Origin of the sequence: Pseudoalteromonas sp. Of7M-16 (assembly GCF_022347805.1) — a bacterium.
Lineage (GTDB): Bacteria > Pseudomonadota > Gammaproteobacteria > Enterobacterales > Alteromonadaceae > Pseudoalteromonas > Pseudoalteromonas luteoviolacea_F.
Genome location: NZ_JAKRFY010000004.1, coordinates 187563 through 205541 on the forward strand (window position 1 = coordinate 187563; position 17979 = coordinate 205541).

At 40.3% G+C, this 17979-nt stretch carries 13 protein-coding genes; 9 read left to right on the forward strand and 4 right to left on the reverse strand.

Annotated elements, in window-relative coordinates; all coding sequences use genetic code 11:
• Nucleotides 1-230 precede the first annotated feature (230 nt).
• Together MHN81_RS06020 and MHN81_RS06025 are read left to right on the forward strand one after the other, a co-directional pair.
• Nucleotides 231-1103 (forward strand): nucleoside hydrolase, encoded by an 873-nt coding sequence (locus MHN81_RS06020; RefSeq protein WP_239425279.1) that lies wholly within the window; start codon nt 231-233, stop codon nt 1101-1103.
• 369 nt (nt 1104-1472) lie between these two features.
• Nucleotides 1473-1961 carry a hypothetical protein gene (locus tag MHN81_RS06025; protein ID WP_155250720.1) on the forward strand — a complete coding sequence of 163 codons (489 nt, stop codon included), beginning with the start codon at nt 1473-1475 and terminating at the stop codon, nt 1959-1961.
• A gap of 662 nt (nt 1962-2623) precedes the next feature.
• Here the strand turns inward: MHN81_RS06025 and MHN81_RS06030 are convergent.
• The gene (locus tag MHN81_RS06030) at nt 2624-4927 is read right to left on the reverse strand and encodes a DPP IV N-terminal domain-containing protein (protein ID WP_239425280.1); all 2304 of its coding nucleotides are present in this window, start codon (nt 4925-4927) and stop codon (nt 2624-2626) included.
• A 549-nt stretch (nt 4928-5476) separates the two neighbouring features.
• Between MHN81_RS06030 and MHN81_RS06035 the strand changes: the two genes are divergently transcribed.
• The 5 genes from MHN81_RS06035 (at nt 5477) to MHN81_RS06055 (ending at nt 9106) form a co-directional block, all read left to right on the forward strand.
• Nucleotides 5477-5962, forward strand: coding sequence for a hypothetical protein (locus MHN81_RS06035; RefSeq protein WP_239425281.1), 486 nt, complete (start codon nt 5477-5479; stop codon nt 5960-5962).
• A 112-nt stretch (nt 5963-6074) separates the two neighbouring features.
• The gene (locus tag MHN81_RS06040; protein ID WP_239425282.1) at nt 6075-6557 is read left to right on the forward strand and encodes a DUF2059 domain-containing protein; all 483 of its coding nucleotides are present in this window, start codon (nt 6075-6077) and stop codon (nt 6555-6557) included.
• 304 nt (nt 6558-6861) lie between these two features.
• The gene (locus MHN81_RS06045; RefSeq protein ID WP_239425283.1) at nt 6862-7494 is read left to right on the forward strand and encodes a cytochrome c oxidase assembly factor Coa1 family protein; all 633 of its coding nucleotides are present in this window, start codon (nt 6862-6864) and stop codon (nt 7492-7494) included.
• Between the two features lie 103 nt (nt 7495-7597).
• Nucleotides 7598-7942 (forward strand): response regulator, encoded by a 345-nt coding sequence (locus MHN81_RS06050; protein ID WP_023398054.1) that lies wholly within the window; start codon nt 7598-7600, stop codon nt 7940-7942.
• A 606-nt stretch (nt 7943-8548) separates the two neighbouring features.
• Nucleotides 8549-9106: a VOC family protein gene (locus MHN81_RS06055; protein ID WP_023398052.1), complete on the forward strand. Its 558-nt coding sequence runs from the start codon at nt 8549-8551 to the stop codon at nt 9104-9106.
• A gap of 1415 nt (nt 9107-10521) precedes the next feature.
• Here MHN81_RS06055 and MHN81_RS06060 read toward each other — a convergent pair.
• Together MHN81_RS06060 and MHN81_RS06065 are read right to left on the reverse strand one after the other, a co-directional pair.
• On the reverse strand, nt 10522-11493 hold the full coding sequence (locus MHN81_RS06060) for a Gfo/Idh/MocA family oxidoreductase (RefSeq protein WP_239425284.1): 972 nt from the start codon (nt 11491-11493) through the stop codon (nt 10522-10524).
• Nucleotides 11494-11506: 13 nt separating this feature from the next.
• Nucleotides 11507-13939 (reverse strand): TOMM precursor leader peptide-binding protein, encoded by a 2433-nt coding sequence (locus MHN81_RS06065; RefSeq protein ID WP_239425285.1) that lies wholly within the window; start codon nt 13937-13939, stop codon nt 11507-11509.
• Between the two features lie 155 nt (nt 13940-14094).
• On the opposite strand from MHN81_RS06065, the gene MHN81_RS06070 reads away from it, so the two are divergent.
• Nucleotides 14095-14370 carry a hypothetical protein gene (locus MHN81_RS06070; protein WP_239425286.1) on the forward strand — a complete coding sequence of 92 codons (276 nt, stop codon included), beginning with the start codon at nt 14095-14097 and terminating at the stop codon, nt 14368-14370.
• Nucleotides 14371-15056: 686 nt separating this feature from the next.
• Here the strand turns inward: MHN81_RS06070 and MHN81_RS06075 are convergent.
• Nucleotides 15057-16178 carry a heme-binding protein gene (locus MHN81_RS06075; protein ID WP_239425287.1) on the reverse strand — a complete coding sequence of 374 codons (1122 nt, stop codon included), beginning with the start codon at nt 16176-16178 and terminating at the stop codon, nt 15057-15059.
• 591 nt (nt 16179-16769) lie between these two features.
• On the opposite strand from MHN81_RS06075, the gene MHN81_RS06080 reads away from it, so the two are divergent.
• Nucleotides 16770-17741, forward strand: coding sequence for a haloalkane dehalogenase (locus MHN81_RS06080; protein ID WP_239425288.1), 972 nt, complete (start codon nt 16770-16772; stop codon nt 17739-17741).
• The last annotated feature ends 238 nt before the right edge of the window (nt 17742-17979 follow it).

Consider the following 17979-nt stretch of genomic DNA (forward strand, 5'->3'; position numbering starts at 1 on the left):
CAAACCTTTTTCATTAAAGGGGTGATAAAGCTGGCATAGGCGCATATGGCGATTCTTTCTTGGTTTAAAGCTGTTTTAATGTTGGTGAAGTGACCTTGTATCTCGTGTTATGATTTTTATATCGTTCCAATTGCGTGGGAAGTTAAGTGAAAAAAATAATATTTGATACAGATCCTGGTATTGACGACGCGATGGCGCTACTTCTAGCGCATGCTTGTCAGGATATTTAAATGGTTGGAATTACGACCACTTTTGGCAATGCAAGTATAGAAAACACAACGCGTAATGCGCTTTATTTAAAACAAGAGTTTGGTATGCATGCTGAGGTCGCTAAAGGGGTAAACGTACCGCTAGATCAAGTGAAAACAGAGCCTGCAACCCTTGTACATGGTGATAATGGCTTAGGTAATATTGAATTACCTGATCAAATAAATACACCTCTATCACCACTCATTGCACATGATTTCATTGTTGAAACAATAAAAAAGCAACCGGGAGAAATCACCTTAGTTGCGGTAGGTAGACTTACAAATTTAGCCCTAGCAATTGAAAAAGCTCCTGAAATCGGCAAGTTAGTGAAAGAAGTCATCATTATGGGTGGGGCTTTTGGACATAACGGTCATACGGGTAATCTGACACCGTTTGCCGAAGCGAATGTGTACGGAGATCCTCTTGCCGCAGATATTGTTATCAATGCAGACTGGCCAGTCACCATTGTTGGGTTAGATGTGACGCAGCAAACCCAGATGTCAAATGCGTATTTAGAGAAAGTAAGGACGAGCAGCGAAAAGTACGGTCAGTTTATTTATGACATTACACGTTTTTATGCAAAGTTTTACAATGATGACCTTGGTTTAGATGGATTTTATGTACATGACTCTTCAGCAATCATGTATTTGGTCGCACCTGAAATTTTTACAACAAAGCAAGGGCACATACGAGTCATAACCGAAGGGCCAGCAAAAGGACATACTTTATTTAAAGGTTCAGATAGGGTTTTTCCAATTGATGAATGGGCTACAGCACCAAAACAAACCATAGCAATCAACGTGGAGCCCCAAACATTTAATCAGCGTTACTTCGATATCATTTGTGGCAATTAAATTTGTTTTTCGGACTTTGGATTGGTCCGTTTTGGTTGCCAATCTAAGTTCGAAATACTTATTAAAATATAAAAGAGGTAAAATTGGAAAGTCACAAATTTATTGCTTGGATAATTTCGTTTTGCTTCACATTTTAATCTACAAAAAATCTCCACATATAGCCGCGATATGCGAGAATTCATGCTAATATGCTTTTATTTTCCTTGGTCAGTTTTAAAAGTCCCAGTGAAACACTGAGGATTTTTATCTATGACTACAACGTTCTGTGCGATTCTTTTAATTCAAATATGTGAACGCTATTTACTGATTGAATATGAATTTGGCGGCTCCGCACCAAAGGGTAAATTATAAAGGTAAGTTATTCGTATCTTGTTGTTTTTATTTGTGGTTTCTTCTCTACCTATTAGTGCAAAAACATTCGAGATTAGAGGTTTCAAAAACGCCAGCCAGTTGATTTGGGATGATAATTTCAAATTGCATATAAATGAATTTTTTGGCAGCAAAAGTAAGCAGTATTTCTGGGCAAATGAAAAAATCTCTGATCAGGTTAAAGCTGGTTTTAGTGGTGCCCCAGATCAAGTAAAAGCTCTTGGTAGTAATGCATATATTGTCAGTGCTTGTCGGCATCAATCTTGTGATGAAAAATCAGCTTATATCACAAACGGTGACTTAGAGCTTTTTGCAATCATTGCATACCATTGTGAAAATAATTCGGGTGAAATTGAATTTTGCTCAGATGGACAATTGGTTATTTTTTATAAGAATGTCTCTGCCAAGGATTTGTTGAGCAATCACCTTATCAACTGGAAAGACGATCATGCGCCTAAGGCTGCGGTCGTATTCGAAAATATAAATTAACAGGTTGTTCAGAGTAATTAGGCACGCGTGGTATTTCTAATATGCGAGAGTCTAATGGTTAAGGTGGCATGAAGAAGCTTTGGTATTTCGTGCCTCACACCTTAGCAAGTTGCTATATTCATTGAGGTTTAATGTAGCTGGAAACATTTGTCGTCATTTTGATTTTTTACCGTATAGCAGCCGTTGTAACAAATATAGGTAATTCAAATAATGATAAAGAGCTTCACTATCTTAAAGCCTAAATTCTTGGAAGAAAACCCTGAAATCGTAATATGTGACATAGGTGATTTTGGTGACTATTTCTATAGCTATTTCAAGGGTGGTAAAAGGCATTATAATTTATTGACAGTATGAAAAGGCGAAACTTGCAGTGTCCTAAAATTGTCCAAATGTACGGAGCGGATGAGCTAGAAAGAGGTAGATGGTTGTCTTATCCTCCTCATTAAGTACAAACTTTATATTAGAGCTCTCCAGTTTAGTTCACGGAGTTACTGGCAGATACTACGAAAGGTAGCGTTGCCTAATAAGTAAGATACAGAACACTTCTTAATTTAGAAGGCTTTAACACCTTCTAACTAACTTAAATGCCCCGGTGAAACACTGAGGCTTTTATATTTGGCTAAAATGTTCTGTGTGATTCGTTTAATTAAACTCTGTAAAAGCTATTTACTGATCACATAGGATTTGGGCGGCTCTACTGCTAATAAATGACGCACAAAATAATCCCAACGCTGCCTTACAAAGTATGGGTTTTTATCAAGTACGTGCCCCATATTAGGATAAATCATCAGGTCAAAGTCCTTGTTGGCTTTCATGAGTGCGTCAGCCAGTTGCAAAGTGGCTGCAGGGTGCACATTGGTGTCTAACTCGCCATGGGCAATAAGTAATTTGCCTTGTAAATGTTTTGCCCAATTTAAGTTTGATTGTGCTTCCCATTCAGGTGTTTCTGGGTAGCCCATCCACATTTCATTCCAACCAGCCTTGTCTACTCTAAAGTCATGATTACCTGATGCTGATACGCCGACTTTAAAAAAGTCAGGATACTTAAACATCGCATGCGCCGTATCGTAACCACCGGCACTAAAACCAAAAATGCCTACTCGGTTAAGATCCAGAAAGTCAAAGCGTTTGCCAAGCTGTTTAATCGCAGTAACGTGATCATCACTGCCACCACTTAAGTTTTTAAATGAGTATTCGTGGAACGCTCGGCCACGCTTGTTAGTACCGCGGCCATCCATTTTTATGACTACAAACCCGAGTTCAGCAAGTGCATTCGCTTGGCTGCGATAGGTTACAAAAGATTTAGGTGTAAAAAAGTTGTGTGGTCCAGTATATATGTCATCAATTACCGGATACTTTTTATTGGGGTCAAAGTTAGAAGGTAAATACATCAAACCATATAGAGGCGTTTTACCATCACCTGCAATGACTGAAAATGGTCTAGGTGGTTGCCATCCCAACGCGATTAGCGCGCTAGTATCGGCTTTTTGTAATGTTCGAATAATTGTACCATCTTGGGTGCTACGCAATATTGAAATAGGGGCTTGTGTGGCGGTCGAGTAGGTATCTATAAAGTACTTAAAGTCAGGCGATAGTCGAGTATCGTGCTCGGCAACTTCAGGGGTCAGCAATGTTAAGTTGCGACCATCTAGATCCACCCTATAAAGATGACGAAGGTAAGGGTCTCTATCTGTTTCTCTGCCAGACGCCTCAAAGTATACTTGCTGCTTTTTAGTATCTACACCACGTATTACGCGAACCGTCATATTCCCCTGAGTAATCGCATTTTTCAGTTTGCCATCTACTGAGTTGTAAAGATATAGATGCTGAAAGCCATCTCTTTGTGAGCTCCAAATAAAAGCATTTAGCTCTGGCAGTGCCCTATATTGCTGTACCCAAGGGTCGATGTATTTATCATCGCGCTCTTCAACCAGTACGCGCACTTTGGCTGTTTCAGGGTTAACTTCTCGCATAAAGTATTGACGGTTTCCCCTAAATCGATTGTGGTAGACAAACTTTCCGTCCTCTTGCCACCACCCCCATAGGGCTGCACCATAGTAAGTTTGCATGACAGGGGGCGACTTTAAGCGCGTAACAGTTTTGTTCTCAGCATTGATCAGCATCAAATGTGCGGAGGGTAGCTGCTGTTCGGCAGCTGATGGGTAATAGAACTCAGTGGTTTCTGGACGCTTCCCACGTTGATGCGATGCGCGAACGAGCGCATATTTACCTGTGTTACGGCGGTCAAGCTGATAGGTCATTACATATTGGCTATCTTCGGACCAATTGGCATAAACTTGTTTAGGTTGATATGGCTTATTATCACGAAGGTCATGTGCAGGGTTTGGGTGCATAAGCCCATAGGGAAAGCCTTCGGTACCATCAGTCGTCAGCTGTGTTTTTGATCCAGTTTTCAGACTTGTCAACACAAGGTTGTATTGTTCTACGGTCAGTTTCCATTGGCCATCGGGAGATGTTCCCGGTTCTTTCGCTAAGCTGGTTTTTTTATTTGGTGAGCAGATATATAGTTTGATATCACACTGAAATTGTTTGTCGTGGATAGTAAAGCTAATTAATGGCAGTTCTACATTCAAAGATTCCAAAGAAAGTTGGTCTTTCTCGGCACTTTCAACCCCGGAGTGAAGCAAAGCACTTGCTAGTTTTTTATGATCGAATAACGGTTTTTGTAGGTTATTTAGCGGGTCGACATATATATATTTGTATCCTTGATGATCTTGCTGTTTAAACCAAAAAGCATTTCCCTCTCCAATCCAATTGGGGACTAGCTTAGTATTTTTTACCAAAGGTAATAAGTTTTGCGGCAAAAATTGTTCCGCTCTTTGATAATCAGAGTCTTGTATACTTAACTTTTCTTTCGATTCTATGTTGGTAGAGTTCAAGTTGCTTTGACATGCAGCTAACAGGCTGACAGCTGTCATTAAAGCAACACATTTACTTTGTGACATTGACCATACTCCTTACTTTTTATATCAATTTATCTGCACTCCAAGTGTTCAGTATTTCTTATATTTAGAAGACTCAACGCAGCCATTGGCAGCAAGAACATTGACGTTTGTGGTACAAGCTAACTATATCGCAATGGATTATTGTATACAATATTCAATTTTAACGTGAAGAGATAAAAGAACTTGCATGCAGGATATTGAGTAGGGCGCATAAAGCAGCACCTATTCAAATCTCGGTTTATCTGCGACGACGTTATTCTATTTCTCTAAACAAAATGTAGGAATTAATCCAAATTAGATAGGAACGGTCGGTTCTGGTACTATGGCGCTTTTCTCAGTTCTAGCCTTACAGTCTGTAACAATGTTGATTGAGATATTTAGAAATCATTTCTCGTTGTTTACAGGTGGTTAGGTTGTTGAGAACGTAAAGTTTAGCTAGTAAGTTGCTAAAATTAATAAATAAACTTAGCTTGATTATCGATATTTTCGGTGTGTAAATCAGTGGGATATTTCGATAATTCACGCTATGTGCTGTCATGAGGACCAACTTTGAAGCATAGTATTCGCCATTATAAAGTTCTTGTATTTCCGTCATTTTGGGTAAATGCATTTGCAGTAGCAGTTAAAGAGTACTGGTTGTATTTGGCTGTGTTTTTTTTGATCTATAACGGTAGTTCATTGATGAGGGGGGAGCTCCTTAATTTTATTACCTCATGTGCTGTCAGTGCCACTGTTGTTAGCATACTATATATTTTTTATATTTTATTTCTCTTCCCGATTAAAAGCATTAAGGATGCTAACTTTCGTAAAACGGTGAATACTGAATCAAGCAAGGCGGTAACGCGTTATTTACTAGGGGTTAAAATAGAAGAGCCAAAAACAGAAGAGCCTCAAGCAGAGAGCCGTGTTTCTTTAGGTGAAGAGTTTCCAGGAAAAACATCTAAAATAATGTTTGGCTTGCTTATGGTGGTTAAGGTTTGCACTGCTGTTGGTGCTTTTTATATTTGGTATCTGATAGCAAATAAATCAGCTTAATGTTTCGCTAAAGAGCATTTAAGTCGGACAATAAATAGCAGGTTTTGTGCGTGTTTTTGTAGGTGTTAGCCTGCTATTTTGAGCTGTTCAATGTGGTATTATGTGAGTTTTTATGAATAAATTGTTTATTATATTTTCAATGTTATTCTCAATTTCAAGTAGTGCAAATGAAATTGTAGAGGAAATCCTTCAATTAGAGGGAGGGGAAGCTGAGTATAAGAAAGTCATTGAGCAAAATTCATTTATGATGAGAAGCTTCGATTTTGGAACATTTGATGCAGATGGACATTATCAGCTTCAAGATCTAGAAACTGAGTTTAAAAATAAACAAGAAAAATTAAAAGAGAAGTACCTGTCTTGGGATGTTTATAAGGCTAACATTATTAACGCATATGAAAATACATACACAGAACAAGAGTTATTGGGGTTAAGGGACTTTCTAAGAAGCCCAATCGGAAAGAGTATTTTAGAAAAAAGACATCAATTATTTCTACTGTCAGGTCAATCGAATCAACGGAATGTTGAAAAGTATATAAATGAAAACAAAAAGCTTTGGGACGAGTTTGGTAAAAGGCTAGACCAGTTGATTGAATAAACCGCACAACAAAGCCGTAAACTCGTCCAAATTCCAGCTTAATATGCCTGTTAGCCTGTAGTTTCTTTTTATATTTAGGAGAAAGAGTATCTAGCGAAGTTAATCAAAACTGATGCAAAATGCTGCATGTTTTTGACATTGAGGTTTTACAGTAATATTTTAAGAGATTACATCAATAGCATCTCGCTCCAGATCGTTACATAACACGCTGTTGCAGATGAAAAAAGCATAGTTGGCTGCGATTATAGGCAACTACTTTCACCCGCTTACGGCGAGCTTATATGTCATAAAGAGGTTGATCCAATTGACGATTGAAAAAAAAGAAATACCTGCGGAACTTAAAGGCTGGAATTGGGGAGCGTTTTTCTTGAACGTAATTTGGGGAATTCGCTTTAAAACATACCGTGCTTTATGGGTTTTAGTCCCATTCGTAAACTTGATTATGCCCTTTGTATTGGGACTAAAAGGTAATGAGTGGGCTTGGCAAAACAATCATTGGAGCAGCGTCGAGGAATTTAAAAAGTCGCAAAGAAGATGGTCTGTTGCATCCATATTGATAGTCGGAGTCAGCTTTGTGTTTCTAATCCTTGTGCAAATTAATGTGTTCTCTTCTTTTAAAGAATCAGAAGCAACCAAATTAGCACTGAATACGGCGGAACAAGCCCAAAGCTTTCAGAAAAACATAGGTATGCCATACGAAATAAGTTTTATAAAAGGTACTAAACATGAAGTCCAGACCGTAGATTCTGTGCCTGAGCATGAGCTACCTCCAAATACTGTACATATGCTTTACGACATAGAAGGGCAGAGAGGTTCTGGTGTGATTGAGTTTAAAGCGTCTCAAAAGGCAGGTAATTCGTGGCGCCTGACTTGTATAAAGCTAACATATGCATCGGATCAAACTGTGGATATTTTGGTTCCGTGCAAAAATGACTAAAAATAAGTCGCTATGGCAGTTTTGGTGAGAAGTTTAGAATGTTTGATAAGGTAGAAGCTGCCAAGCAGCTTAACGCATCGTTGTTATATGTAGAAGGTTACTTTTGAAAATACTTTATGTCGAAAATCACAAGGCTTTTATATCAGCGGTAAAGAGAGAATTTTTATCTGACTATGATGTTGAAGTAGCACCTGATATCAAATCAGCAAAAGCGATGTTTAATGATACCTATCACTTGGTATTGTGTGACTATGATTTAGATGATGGGAAAGGCACTGAGGTGGTTTCATATATCCGAGAGATAAGTGCAACGATCCCCATCATCGCGGCCTCGTCACATGAAAAGGGAAATAGCCTCTTGGTGCAAGCCGGAGCCAATATTATTTGCGGTAAAATGGACTTTCGGTCCTTGCCTAACTGCATAGATAGAATTATCAATGAAATATAACAAATGAATTTAGCAATGGAAGCTAGGCAGTAGGCCCGTGCTCCTACATTGCTAAGTTCAATCTATTTTTTGTGCCTCTTATTTGAGGCGTTATACATAGAAGGTGAACATGCCCAAATATAGATGGCTTTGCTTATATTGCGAACATGATAATCCTGAAAACATAGAGTTTTGTGCGCACTGCGGCACAAGTGCGACAGCAACAGCATATGAAATTGAAGCGAGAGAATTTTTAGCTAAAAAAATTCTAAGTGACGAGCATGGCTGCTCGAGATGTAGCAATACAGCTCATTCGATAGAATTTAGTGAAGACCCGTGGGAGTATTTCGATTCAAGACAAAGTCCCCTTCTCAGAGCCATGTATATCACGGTAAAGTGTAAAAAATGTCAGTATGTACAAAAAATAGAATATGCTGTACCTGCACTGCGAAAGCTATATCGGAGGCTTTTTAATCAAGATATTAAAAACCAGTGGTGGCTAAAACGTTAGAGCGTATAACTAATTTATTATAGGCTGGTGTATAATATTTGGTTTGGATTCACTCCGATTCGCATTGTAGCCAACTTATTATTTTTTAAACAGCACGCTAAAATATAAGGATGAAAATGGAAACGAAGGAAGAAATTGTTTTTCCAGATATGCAGCTAAGTCATATTGAGTTATACGTTCAAGACCTAGCCAAGATGGAAACCTTCTATACGAGTAAATTAGGTTTTGTTGTCACTGATAGAGGTGAAGGTCAAAACGGTATGGTTTTTTTAAGCCGTAGCCAGCTAGAACATCATCAAATTGTTTTAAGTCCAATACAATCACGCAGAACTCAGGAAAGTCCAATTGATCATATCTCTTTTAGGGTGAAGAATATTGATGAATTGAAGCTTTTTAATTCATCATTAAAGTCGGTTTCTGGAATTCGTTTACAAGCGGTATCTCATGGTACAACTTGGTCTATCTATTTTTATGATCCCGAAAACAATAGATTTGAAATTTTCACAGATACACCGTGGTATGTTAATCAGCCATGTAAGTTTGCTGTAAATTTAGAATTATCCAATGAAGAGCTAATTAAATTTACGGAGAATGAGATTAAAAATATGCGAGGGTTTTCGCCAAAAAAAGATTGGGAAACAGTTCATAAAAAAAATTTAGGAGCGCTTGATTAGCAAAATTATAAAACCCGTTTAGCTCGCGTTATAATTTCGGTTGACTCTGGTGTAATCATATTTTTATCTTAATGATTAAACAGGATTTTAATCTAATGTCTTAGACTATTTTTCTCACGCTATAGTATTCGATACTTCTGTGCAAAAAGTAATTGTAAGCTTTGTACGTAAAGTCAGTAAAATTTGTAAACAAACGTGCAGGAATAATATTGAAACGGATCGCCGGGTTAACAAGTTATCTGGTGATAGCTATCAAGTTTATAGTTGTTTATTTAAATCAAAGTCTGTTCTTAATTTACCTTATTTTAAATAGGTTAATTGAGTTATAATAAGGCTTTACAGCCGGATTTTTAACGGTTTTTTCGTTTATATTCTAGCCAATAATTAATCACTGCGTAAGGCAGCGTTATGTACCTAGGAGATGTATGGGGATTTTAACGGGAAATTTTACTGGAAAAACTAGATTGTGGATCGTTTTTTGGATTCACAATATGTTCATAGGGACTATTGTGAACCGATTGACCGAAGAATTTGCTTCACAAACACCGGCAGTTTTCTATGCTTGGTTATCTTTCGTAATATTGTGGTGTATTTGGGTTTGTGTTGGCTTATGGCAATGTGCTTTTAACGCAAAATACAGGTTTTGGGGTTACATACTACGCCCATTTGTAGTTTTGTGCTCCATATATCTGCTTTACTCATTTTACACTGCTTTTTCTATGTAAAGGTACAGCACAAGCAGTGTCCTCGAAGGTCCTTAACTAAATAGAAGAGATTAAAGTCATAGGAACAGGGAAGTTGAGCTTCAAATACCGTCAAAATGGCGAAGTGCTATTGCTAAAATTGTGGACGCTTTAGTAGCTGGAGATTACATTTTGCATACACCCATTCCAAATGCAGAGTTGAAAAGTCAAGGTTTAGTTTATCCTGTCAAATATTACATTGAGAATTATGGCGAAAAACTCAAACAGTTTTCTGAAGAATGTTGGATATCACCAGTTTATGTTAGGTGTGCCTCAATAGGGGATGGTGAGGCACTATAGTAAAATATACTTGCTATGGCTTGCTCGAGTTAATTCTTGGCAATCTTAGCAACCAATAAGCAGGGCGTATGGTACGGCGATATGTGTACAAAGGCTTTTCATAGCTAGATAAATAATTACTGACAGGTAGCGAAGTGTTAATAACCCTAAGGAAAGGAATTCTATTTATCACCTTGCTTGGTAATTCCCTAATAGAAAAGGTGTACTTACGTTTTAGCGTACTTTGAATATGTCTTTTTGTTATCAAATTATTACTGTGTGGCGTGGGGAAACGGATTGAATTTAACTGTTTAGATTATTTCTACAGTTACCTTTGAGCTGATGCGCCTTACACCTAGCACCGTCAAATGCACTAGGTGTAAAAAGCCATCGTTACGCTGCGTAATTCTCTTTAGCTGACGGTTGTAACTCCATTAATACAGCTTGCCATAGCCCACTCAATCCTAATAAGTAATGTGGCTGCTGGTAAACAGGCTGTGTTTCCCCTTGAACAGTGGCGGCGAGTGTTGCAATAGCTGCGAGGTTGCATTGGTCTCTGTGGTTCATTAACTGTTGCTGATCCATAGGTGCAAGCTCAATGGGCATGTAAGTTTTCCATGATTCAGCAGGCAAACTATGGCTTGAAGGAAACCAACTTAAAGGGCCGGTAGTTTCACTGAGAGTCAAAGTGCCATGAGGAAATAGCGCAGAGAACTGGTGGTTCAAAAAAGTAGCGCTGCCGTCATCTTCAACTGATGAAAAGTTTTGGCATAAAACAGATACGGTGAGGTTATTATTTTTAAGCACTACAGGCTGAAACGCCATAGGTTCGCCGCTGTATTTGATTACCTCCAACCCTTTAAATCCACCTAGTGCGCGACCCAATAGATCTAGCGCTGAATATAAAGTTCTTAGATTAGCCCCTATGGCATAATGCATACAAGTAAACCCCTGTTGATATGCGGCAAGTACTGACTGCAAAAATGCTTGCGGCGCATAGAGATCGGCGAAATGCCCATTGACATGAAAATATGCTTGGTGCTGCTTGGCAAGTGCGAGCGCTTCTTGGACAAAGGCTTGATCAACGGGATGCTCACATAATACTGACACTCCCATTTTTAACAAAGACAATACAATTACTTTTCCAGCCTCCCCTGATATTGCAACGCAAGCAATATCAATATTGCCAGCCGGTATCGTGGCGACATCCGTATAGTATGGTACGCCAATTTGCTTGGCAATTTGCTGAGAGTGTTCACTGCCTTTTGATAAGACGCCTACACATGACAAGCTATGTTGCGAAAACTGAGTTAATGCGCGAATGTAAGTGGAACCATAGTGGGTACCGCACACAAGTACTTTCATAATGTTTTCCTTTTTAAGCAATAGGGTGTGGCTCTTTGTTAACCGGGCGCCCTTGTAATAATTTGCGTAACCTTGGGTTGTCTACTCTTTTAAACTGCTCACCAAAGTGAATGGGTTGCATATGGGCTCCAATGGCCCGTGCGACTCTAAATGGACTTAGCGCCATATCTGGAGAGGTGACATCCACAATAGCAACGTCTACATCTGCTGAATCTAGGCGCTGTTTGAGCTGGGTTATTTGGGTGATCACTTCATAAGGCCAATCTTCCAGTGCTTTTGCATCAGTCAAAGGGCGGCGCATAAAATCAAATGCGTCGAGTTTATCCTTACTAAAATAATAGGCGGCGTGGTCTTCTAGGCTTGTAACTTCACTGACGTGATGTGGAATTTTATGCCCAGAACGCATAAGTTGGCAGAGGTAGGGCATCACATGGCCTTGCTCCAATAGCGCTTTACGCATCGCAACCTTAATATCGCCATGGGTGGCCAGTGCTACTGATGCTGCGGGGGTGCGGTAGCCATCTCCTATTGCTAGGCATACCACCGTAGGTACATGTAGCCCCACATCAAGCAAGTAGCACTCAAGTTCTACACCTAGATTAGTTAAGTCATCTATCATAACCCGCATTTTGCCTTGGTTAAGTGACTCGTAGCAGAGCCGTTCACAAGGTAATTGTGCATACCAAGTAAGCATCATGGCATCGCGTTCAATTAATTCATAACAAGCTCTGAGCGCTGCATCGTCATTATCTTGACCAGCTGCTAACCCGTTTGACGATACCTGACTGAATTGCTCTTTATAAGGACAAGCAAAATTAAAGTAGCTTACCAATGCCGGAACCCAAACTGGTTTATCGGTTGCTAACCAGCTACCTTGACACCAATGTATCTTTTGCTTTTTATGCCATTTGTGAAATGGGAAGTTGGGCGTGCTGTATTGCTTATTCGAATATAAAACTAATGTGTCTGGATTAACATAATCACCGTGTAGCTGGCTAATTGATGCATATTTAAAATCGCTCAGTTGGTATCGCGCCGCTGAGTATCGCTCTAGGGCCTCACCAACCGCGCTGATATGTGCAGAAATAGGGTCCAACCCTTTACCCGAGCCCACTTGACCTGAAGCTCTGGGGTCAAACTCACCTTCAGTAAACGAGGATACTCCAGCCGACGCCGTGATAGGAAAATCAGGTAGATGCGGTGCATGACCGGTGAGCTGGCGAACGATCCCAGTTTTCGGATCTACCCAACCCTCAAATAGAGATTTAAATTGATCAATATCTTGCAGCTGATTGAGGGGGTTTTCAGCTGGTTTTGGATCGCGATGCATAGATAGCGCGTGAGTCTTCGCATGACTGTGATCATAACCGCACACTTCACACCAAGGAATAGGAATAATTGCATGTTTTTTTGATTGGTATGTGATTAGGTTTTGAACAAAAACATGGGATGACAGCTCACTTTCGGTAAAGCCCCAAAGGATTTTTAATGCTTCCATAGCAAGTTGTTGACCTGTGATAGCTGACATGGGGGTCAACATACTGCGGGCACGTCCGTCACGATTTTTGTTATGGCTTTTTTCTAATTCGTGCGCTAGCTCGCCGTGTTGTTCAGTGCCTAGTTTTCTAAGTCTTAAGCAATTCCAACATGAGCTGGAGGCGGTTTCATTTATATTGATGGCAGGGCCTATCCAGCTTTCCAGACCATCCAAGTGACCATAAATGGCTTTGATCGTATGTTGATGTAGGTATTCTGAGGTTTTATGTGACCAAAAGTTTGCATCTTTCCCCAGAGTGATTATAGCTAAATCCCAGTCATTTGAAGGGCAGCCTAAGTTGTGGTTATCGCAAGTGAGTTCGGAGTCGCTTATCTGCATCCAAGGGTTGCGGTGCTGTAGCATGGATTTAAACACCTGTGCTCTTGGTTTACCAACATCTTCAGCAGAGAGAAAACGGTGACACGCCAAGTCATCACAGGAGATATTTTCTTTATCTAATAAATGAACGTGGCCTACGCCGGCTGTGCCCAACTCTTCTAGCAATGTAACTGCCCATGGCTCAAGGCCGACGACTAATACTCTACAGGGAGCGAGAGAATATACTTGATCTTGGCTATGCGGTATTTGGCTTGCCTGATGCCACGGGCGTAAAAAACGTGTTTGCACTAACCCAGGAGGCCGAAACTCGAGTTGTTCAGAGACTTCTTCCAATAAACCATATTGGCTAAGCATTTGCAGGACGGCTTGAATGCTCGCATCACTATATTCGGGCAAACGCGCGCAGATTTCAGCTTGAGAGAGCTCTCCCTTCAGTAGCGGTAATATTTTTTCAACAAAGTCTGATGTATCTCGACCGTGAACTTGAAAGTCTCCCAAATCTGAACTTAATAACACACCGCTGCTGTTGGGAACAATGCTTGCAGCTGGGGTTAACCTTAGCTTTTTCATAAATTAAACATCCATTTTTTAAGGACATTCCCTGAGTTGAGCCCAGAGAATGTCAATAACTGCGCGCTAACCGCCAGTACTACACGGTATGCAAGTTATACACTGAAAACATTGCACACACTGCGGGGCACATTGATAACACTGCAGACATTGGTGTGAACACTGTAGACATTGGTGTGAACACTGTAGACATTGGTGTGAACACTGTAGACATTGGTGTGAACACTGCAGACATTGGTGTGAACACTGCAGACATTGGTGTGAACACTGCAGACATTGGTGTGAACACTGCAGACATTGGTGTGAACACTGTAGACATTGGTGTGAACACTGTAGACATTGGTGTGAACACTGTAGACATTGAGGTGCACACTGATAACACTGTGCACAGAAATTCACAGCACAAGGGGTGCAGGTATCACATTTGGTGATATGTGCACACTGCTGGCAATGTGCCTTTTGTTCCGCTTGACATAAAGCGCAAAAATTCACAATGCAGGGGTAACAGGTGTCACAATGAGTAACAGGACCGCACTGTTGACAGAAGTTAACAATACAAGGGTAGCAAGTATCGCATTTGGTGATATGTGTACATTGCTGACATTGTAAGTTTTGACCCTGCTGACACAGGGCACAGAAATTAACAATGCAGGGGTAACAAGTGACACAGTTAGCGACAGGCTCACATGTTACGCACTTGTAGTTGGCATCACATTGGACGCAGGCAACACACGGTGTCGGAGGGCCTAAAGGTTGATAGCTAGTTCCAACTGGTGCGCAAGTAGCACATAGTGTAGTTGTGCACGGCGCACATAGAATTGTAGGGGTGTAACAAGGGGCACACGGTGTACAGTAATAACATACTGCACAGTCTACGATCCTTGGCGGGTTACAACATGCTTCTAGCGCTCTGACTTTAGAAGTGAGCTCCGTTACTTGTAATTGGAGTTCTTTTATTGCTTGTTCGCTCATATTACTTTCCTTAAAATTTCATTTAATTGACTTATTTGGTAACGCGTACCAAAAACGACTTTGGTTTGTTGCTTGCCGAATGTGTTTCACAGGTGGCAATCATCATGTCTTGAGCAGACATATTCGTCACATTGCAATAACGTCTTTATTGCACTTTAAATAGTGTGTTGGCAGTGATGTGTGGAAACTTATAGCGGCTGCGTTTACTCTGGTCCTTACCATTTGCCAAACGAAAGTCCAAAGTAATATCTTGGGTGTATTGCAGCATATCTAGACCATTGGACAATCGCTGTAGCCAAAGAGTGGTTTTGAATCGAGGGACATCTGAATGTGCTTTCATAAATGGTGTATTGGCAATGTCGCCATCTGTATCGGTATCGACATCTAGCACAGTGGTGTCGATCACACCTATGTCTTGTTGATATAGGCTATCTAAGGCAACTTGCAGTACAATATTGGGGTTAACATTAGGGTTTTCTGGAATATCAGAACCATATGGGGCTTTGAAGCTATTACCGCCGGCAGTTGGTAAGGCATTGGCAACAGGAATGCTTGGCGCACCTCTAAAGCAGTCGTGATGGCCAATAGCTAAAATAGAGTTACCATGCGGAATTGAAACCTGTTTTACAATAGTTCGATCTTGCTCTTGTTCTGGTAGGGGGTTGGGGGTATCTGGAACCCATGGCTCTTTGTTCAGCGTACCTTGCCCTTGAGGCGCAATCACTTGATGTAGCCAGCTACCATTTTCGGCATGCACAAGTGTATCTTTTTCAGGGCCATCGGCGAAAAATACCCGCTGTGAATAAAAAATGCTGTAAGCATCTTGCTCATAATTGCCTGCTCGGTTGGCTACTTTGCCCTGAATAGCACTAAATGTCATGACTTCGTAATAAGGGAAGTTTTTTAAGATAAAGCCATTGGGGGCGTTATCTTGCGGGATGGGCATGACATTAAACCCTCCATAACGGGTACTGACCCAAGTACCAATTAGCCCAGCTATGGGTCCGAGCTTTTCAAGAATGTCACACCTGTGATCGCCGCCACCAGCTGCAATCAGTGGTACATTAAAATCTGGGACAAACTGTGGTTGCTGTGGGTTAGTTGCTTTATCTGTACAGTGATCAAACTGCTGAGGAATACAGGTGGCGCAACGCAAAATGGTATTGGGCCTACTTGCTGCAGAACATTGTTTATTAAGGTCTTCAAATGCAGATTGAAGTTGCGCGATTTCAACTTGTAATTGCGCAATAGGATCTTGCTTGCTCATGGTTTACTTTCCTTGCTGTGCATAAATTAACGGTTGATTAATTATTCGGCTGGTTTTTAAGTGTATCAGCAAGTTTCTTTTAGTTTATTACATGCTATTACACAGAAATACGTGCATTTCATTAGGTGGTGGGGGTGATTAATTCCGGAATTGATTGTTATCTTCTACTTGTAACGATAAGTTTTGGGCATAACAGTGCGAACTGTATATCCTTTGTTAGCTTTTCATTGCATTGGCAACAGTCGCCCATATCGGCAATGATGTAAGTGATTTTTCCAAGTCTTCCAATTCGATTAGAAATAACTTTAATTTCAAGTTGTTGACTGTAATTTTGTTGAAGCTCTCCAGACCATCATAACTGCATCGCTTTTATTGCCAATTAAAAGAGGGAACGAGGCTAAATTGAAGACAGGCTCATATTTAATGTTTAATCAAACAGTCATCCCAGTCAAAGTGACGCAATTAACCCTCAGAAAAATATACTTATATAAATATTTTTTTCATTTTGCACTAAAGGGAAAGGTTCGCTTTTAATGTCATATAAATTGGGGGAGCGCTATAGGTAATATAAAAAAATAAAGGAGCAAAAATATGACTTATGCACGCGTCTTACTGTTAGCACTTTTAGGAATGTCGACTCCGTCGATGGCAACAAGTAATGTAAAACTGCCACTACCTGTGATTGCAGAAACCCATGACATTGAGCAGCATTCTATCGCAGTTAAAGGAAGTAGGATGGCTTACTTAGAGCAAGGTGAAGGCAAAGCAGTGGTTTTTGTTCATGGTAACCCAACATCATCTTATTCATGGCGTAACGTAATGCCTTATATTTCTGATACACATAGAGCCATTGCTGTTGATCTTATCGGCATGGGAGATTCGGGCAAGCCAGACATAGAGTACACATTTAAACAACAATATCAGTACTTCAGCCGTTTTATAAATAGGCTTGATGTTGAGGAAGTGACTTTGGTTGGCCATGACTGGGGCGCAGCGATTGCATGGCTTTATGCGAAAAAGAATCCAGATAAAGTGGACGGGCTTGCATTTATGGAAGGCGTCTTACCTCCGCAATTTCCCGCTGAAAGTTATGAAGAACTCGGCCCTGTCGCTGATTTTTTTAGAACACTGAGAGATCCTGTTGTCGGGCCAATGTTGATCATTGATCAAAATATGTGGATTGAACAAGCCTTGCCTGCTTCTGTTAATCGCACACTGGGCGAACATGCGATGGAAGCTTATCGTTCACCGTATCTTGTTCCTGAATCTAGAAAACCGTTACTTGCTTGGCCAAATCAACTACCAATTGCGCGTGAACCGGCTCAATCCGACCGCTTAATGCGCGGTATTAAACGCTTTATGCGCAAAACGGATATGCCGACTTTATATATTTATGGCTCCCCCAGTGTTGAGAGTTCGCCTCAAGTGCTGCAGTGGTATATTGAAAATATTGATGAGTTAGAGACCGCTTATGTTGGGCAAGGGTTGCATTATCTTCCAGAAGATCAGCCAGACGCGATAGGTCGGGCTCTTGATGATTGGCTACGCAGGTTAAATGATTAACGCCGCCTGTAATTCAATTTATTATGCACTTAGCCTTTGTTAACCAAAGGCTATTTTTCTAATCACTACCAAATATTCTTACTTTGTTACTGGTTATTACAACAAAGGCATACGCAAAACGTTTTCTTCTTTTTGAAACTATATACGTTAAATATTAGAAGCCGTCACCTTTGTAACCTTTTACTTTCCTTTATTGTAGGTTAGTGTGTTGAGCTTATATCCTCTCATTAATTATAAA

What these genes read in the sequence shown, in the direction of transcription:
- MHN81_RS06075 (WP_239425287.1), bottom strand. Translation starts at nt 16,178, where the DNA reads ATGAGCAAGCAAGATCCTATTGCGCAATTACAAGTTGAAATCGCGCAA.
- MHN81_RS06065 (WP_239425285.1), bottom strand. Translation starts at nt 13,939, where the DNA reads ATGAAAAAGCTAAGGTTAACCCCAGCTGCAAGCATTGTTCCCAACAGC.
- MHN81_RS06040 (WP_239425282.1), top strand. Translation starts at nt 6,075, where the DNA reads ATGAATAAATTGTTTATTATATTTTCAATGTTATTCTCAATTTCAAGT.
- MHN81_RS06020 (WP_239425279.1), top strand. Translation starts at nt 231, where the DNA reads ATGGTTGGAATTACGACCACTTTTGGCAATGCAAGTATAGAAAACACA.
- MHN81_RS06030 (WP_239425280.1), bottom strand. Translation starts at nt 4,927, where the DNA reads ATGTCACAAAGTAAATGTGTTGCTTTAATGACAGCTGTCAGCCTGTTA.
- MHN81_RS06060 (WP_239425284.1), bottom strand. Translation starts at nt 11,493, where the DNA reads ATGAAAGTACTTGTGTGCGGTACCCACTATGGTTCCACTTACATTCGC.
- MHN81_RS06055 (WP_023398052.1), top strand. Translation starts at nt 8,549, where the DNA reads ATGGAAACGAAGGAAGAAATTGTTTTTCCAGATATGCAGCTAAGTCAT.
- MHN81_RS06080 (WP_239425288.1), top strand. Translation starts at nt 16,770, where the DNA reads ATGACTTATGCACGCGTCTTACTGTTAGCACTTTTAGGAATGTCGACT.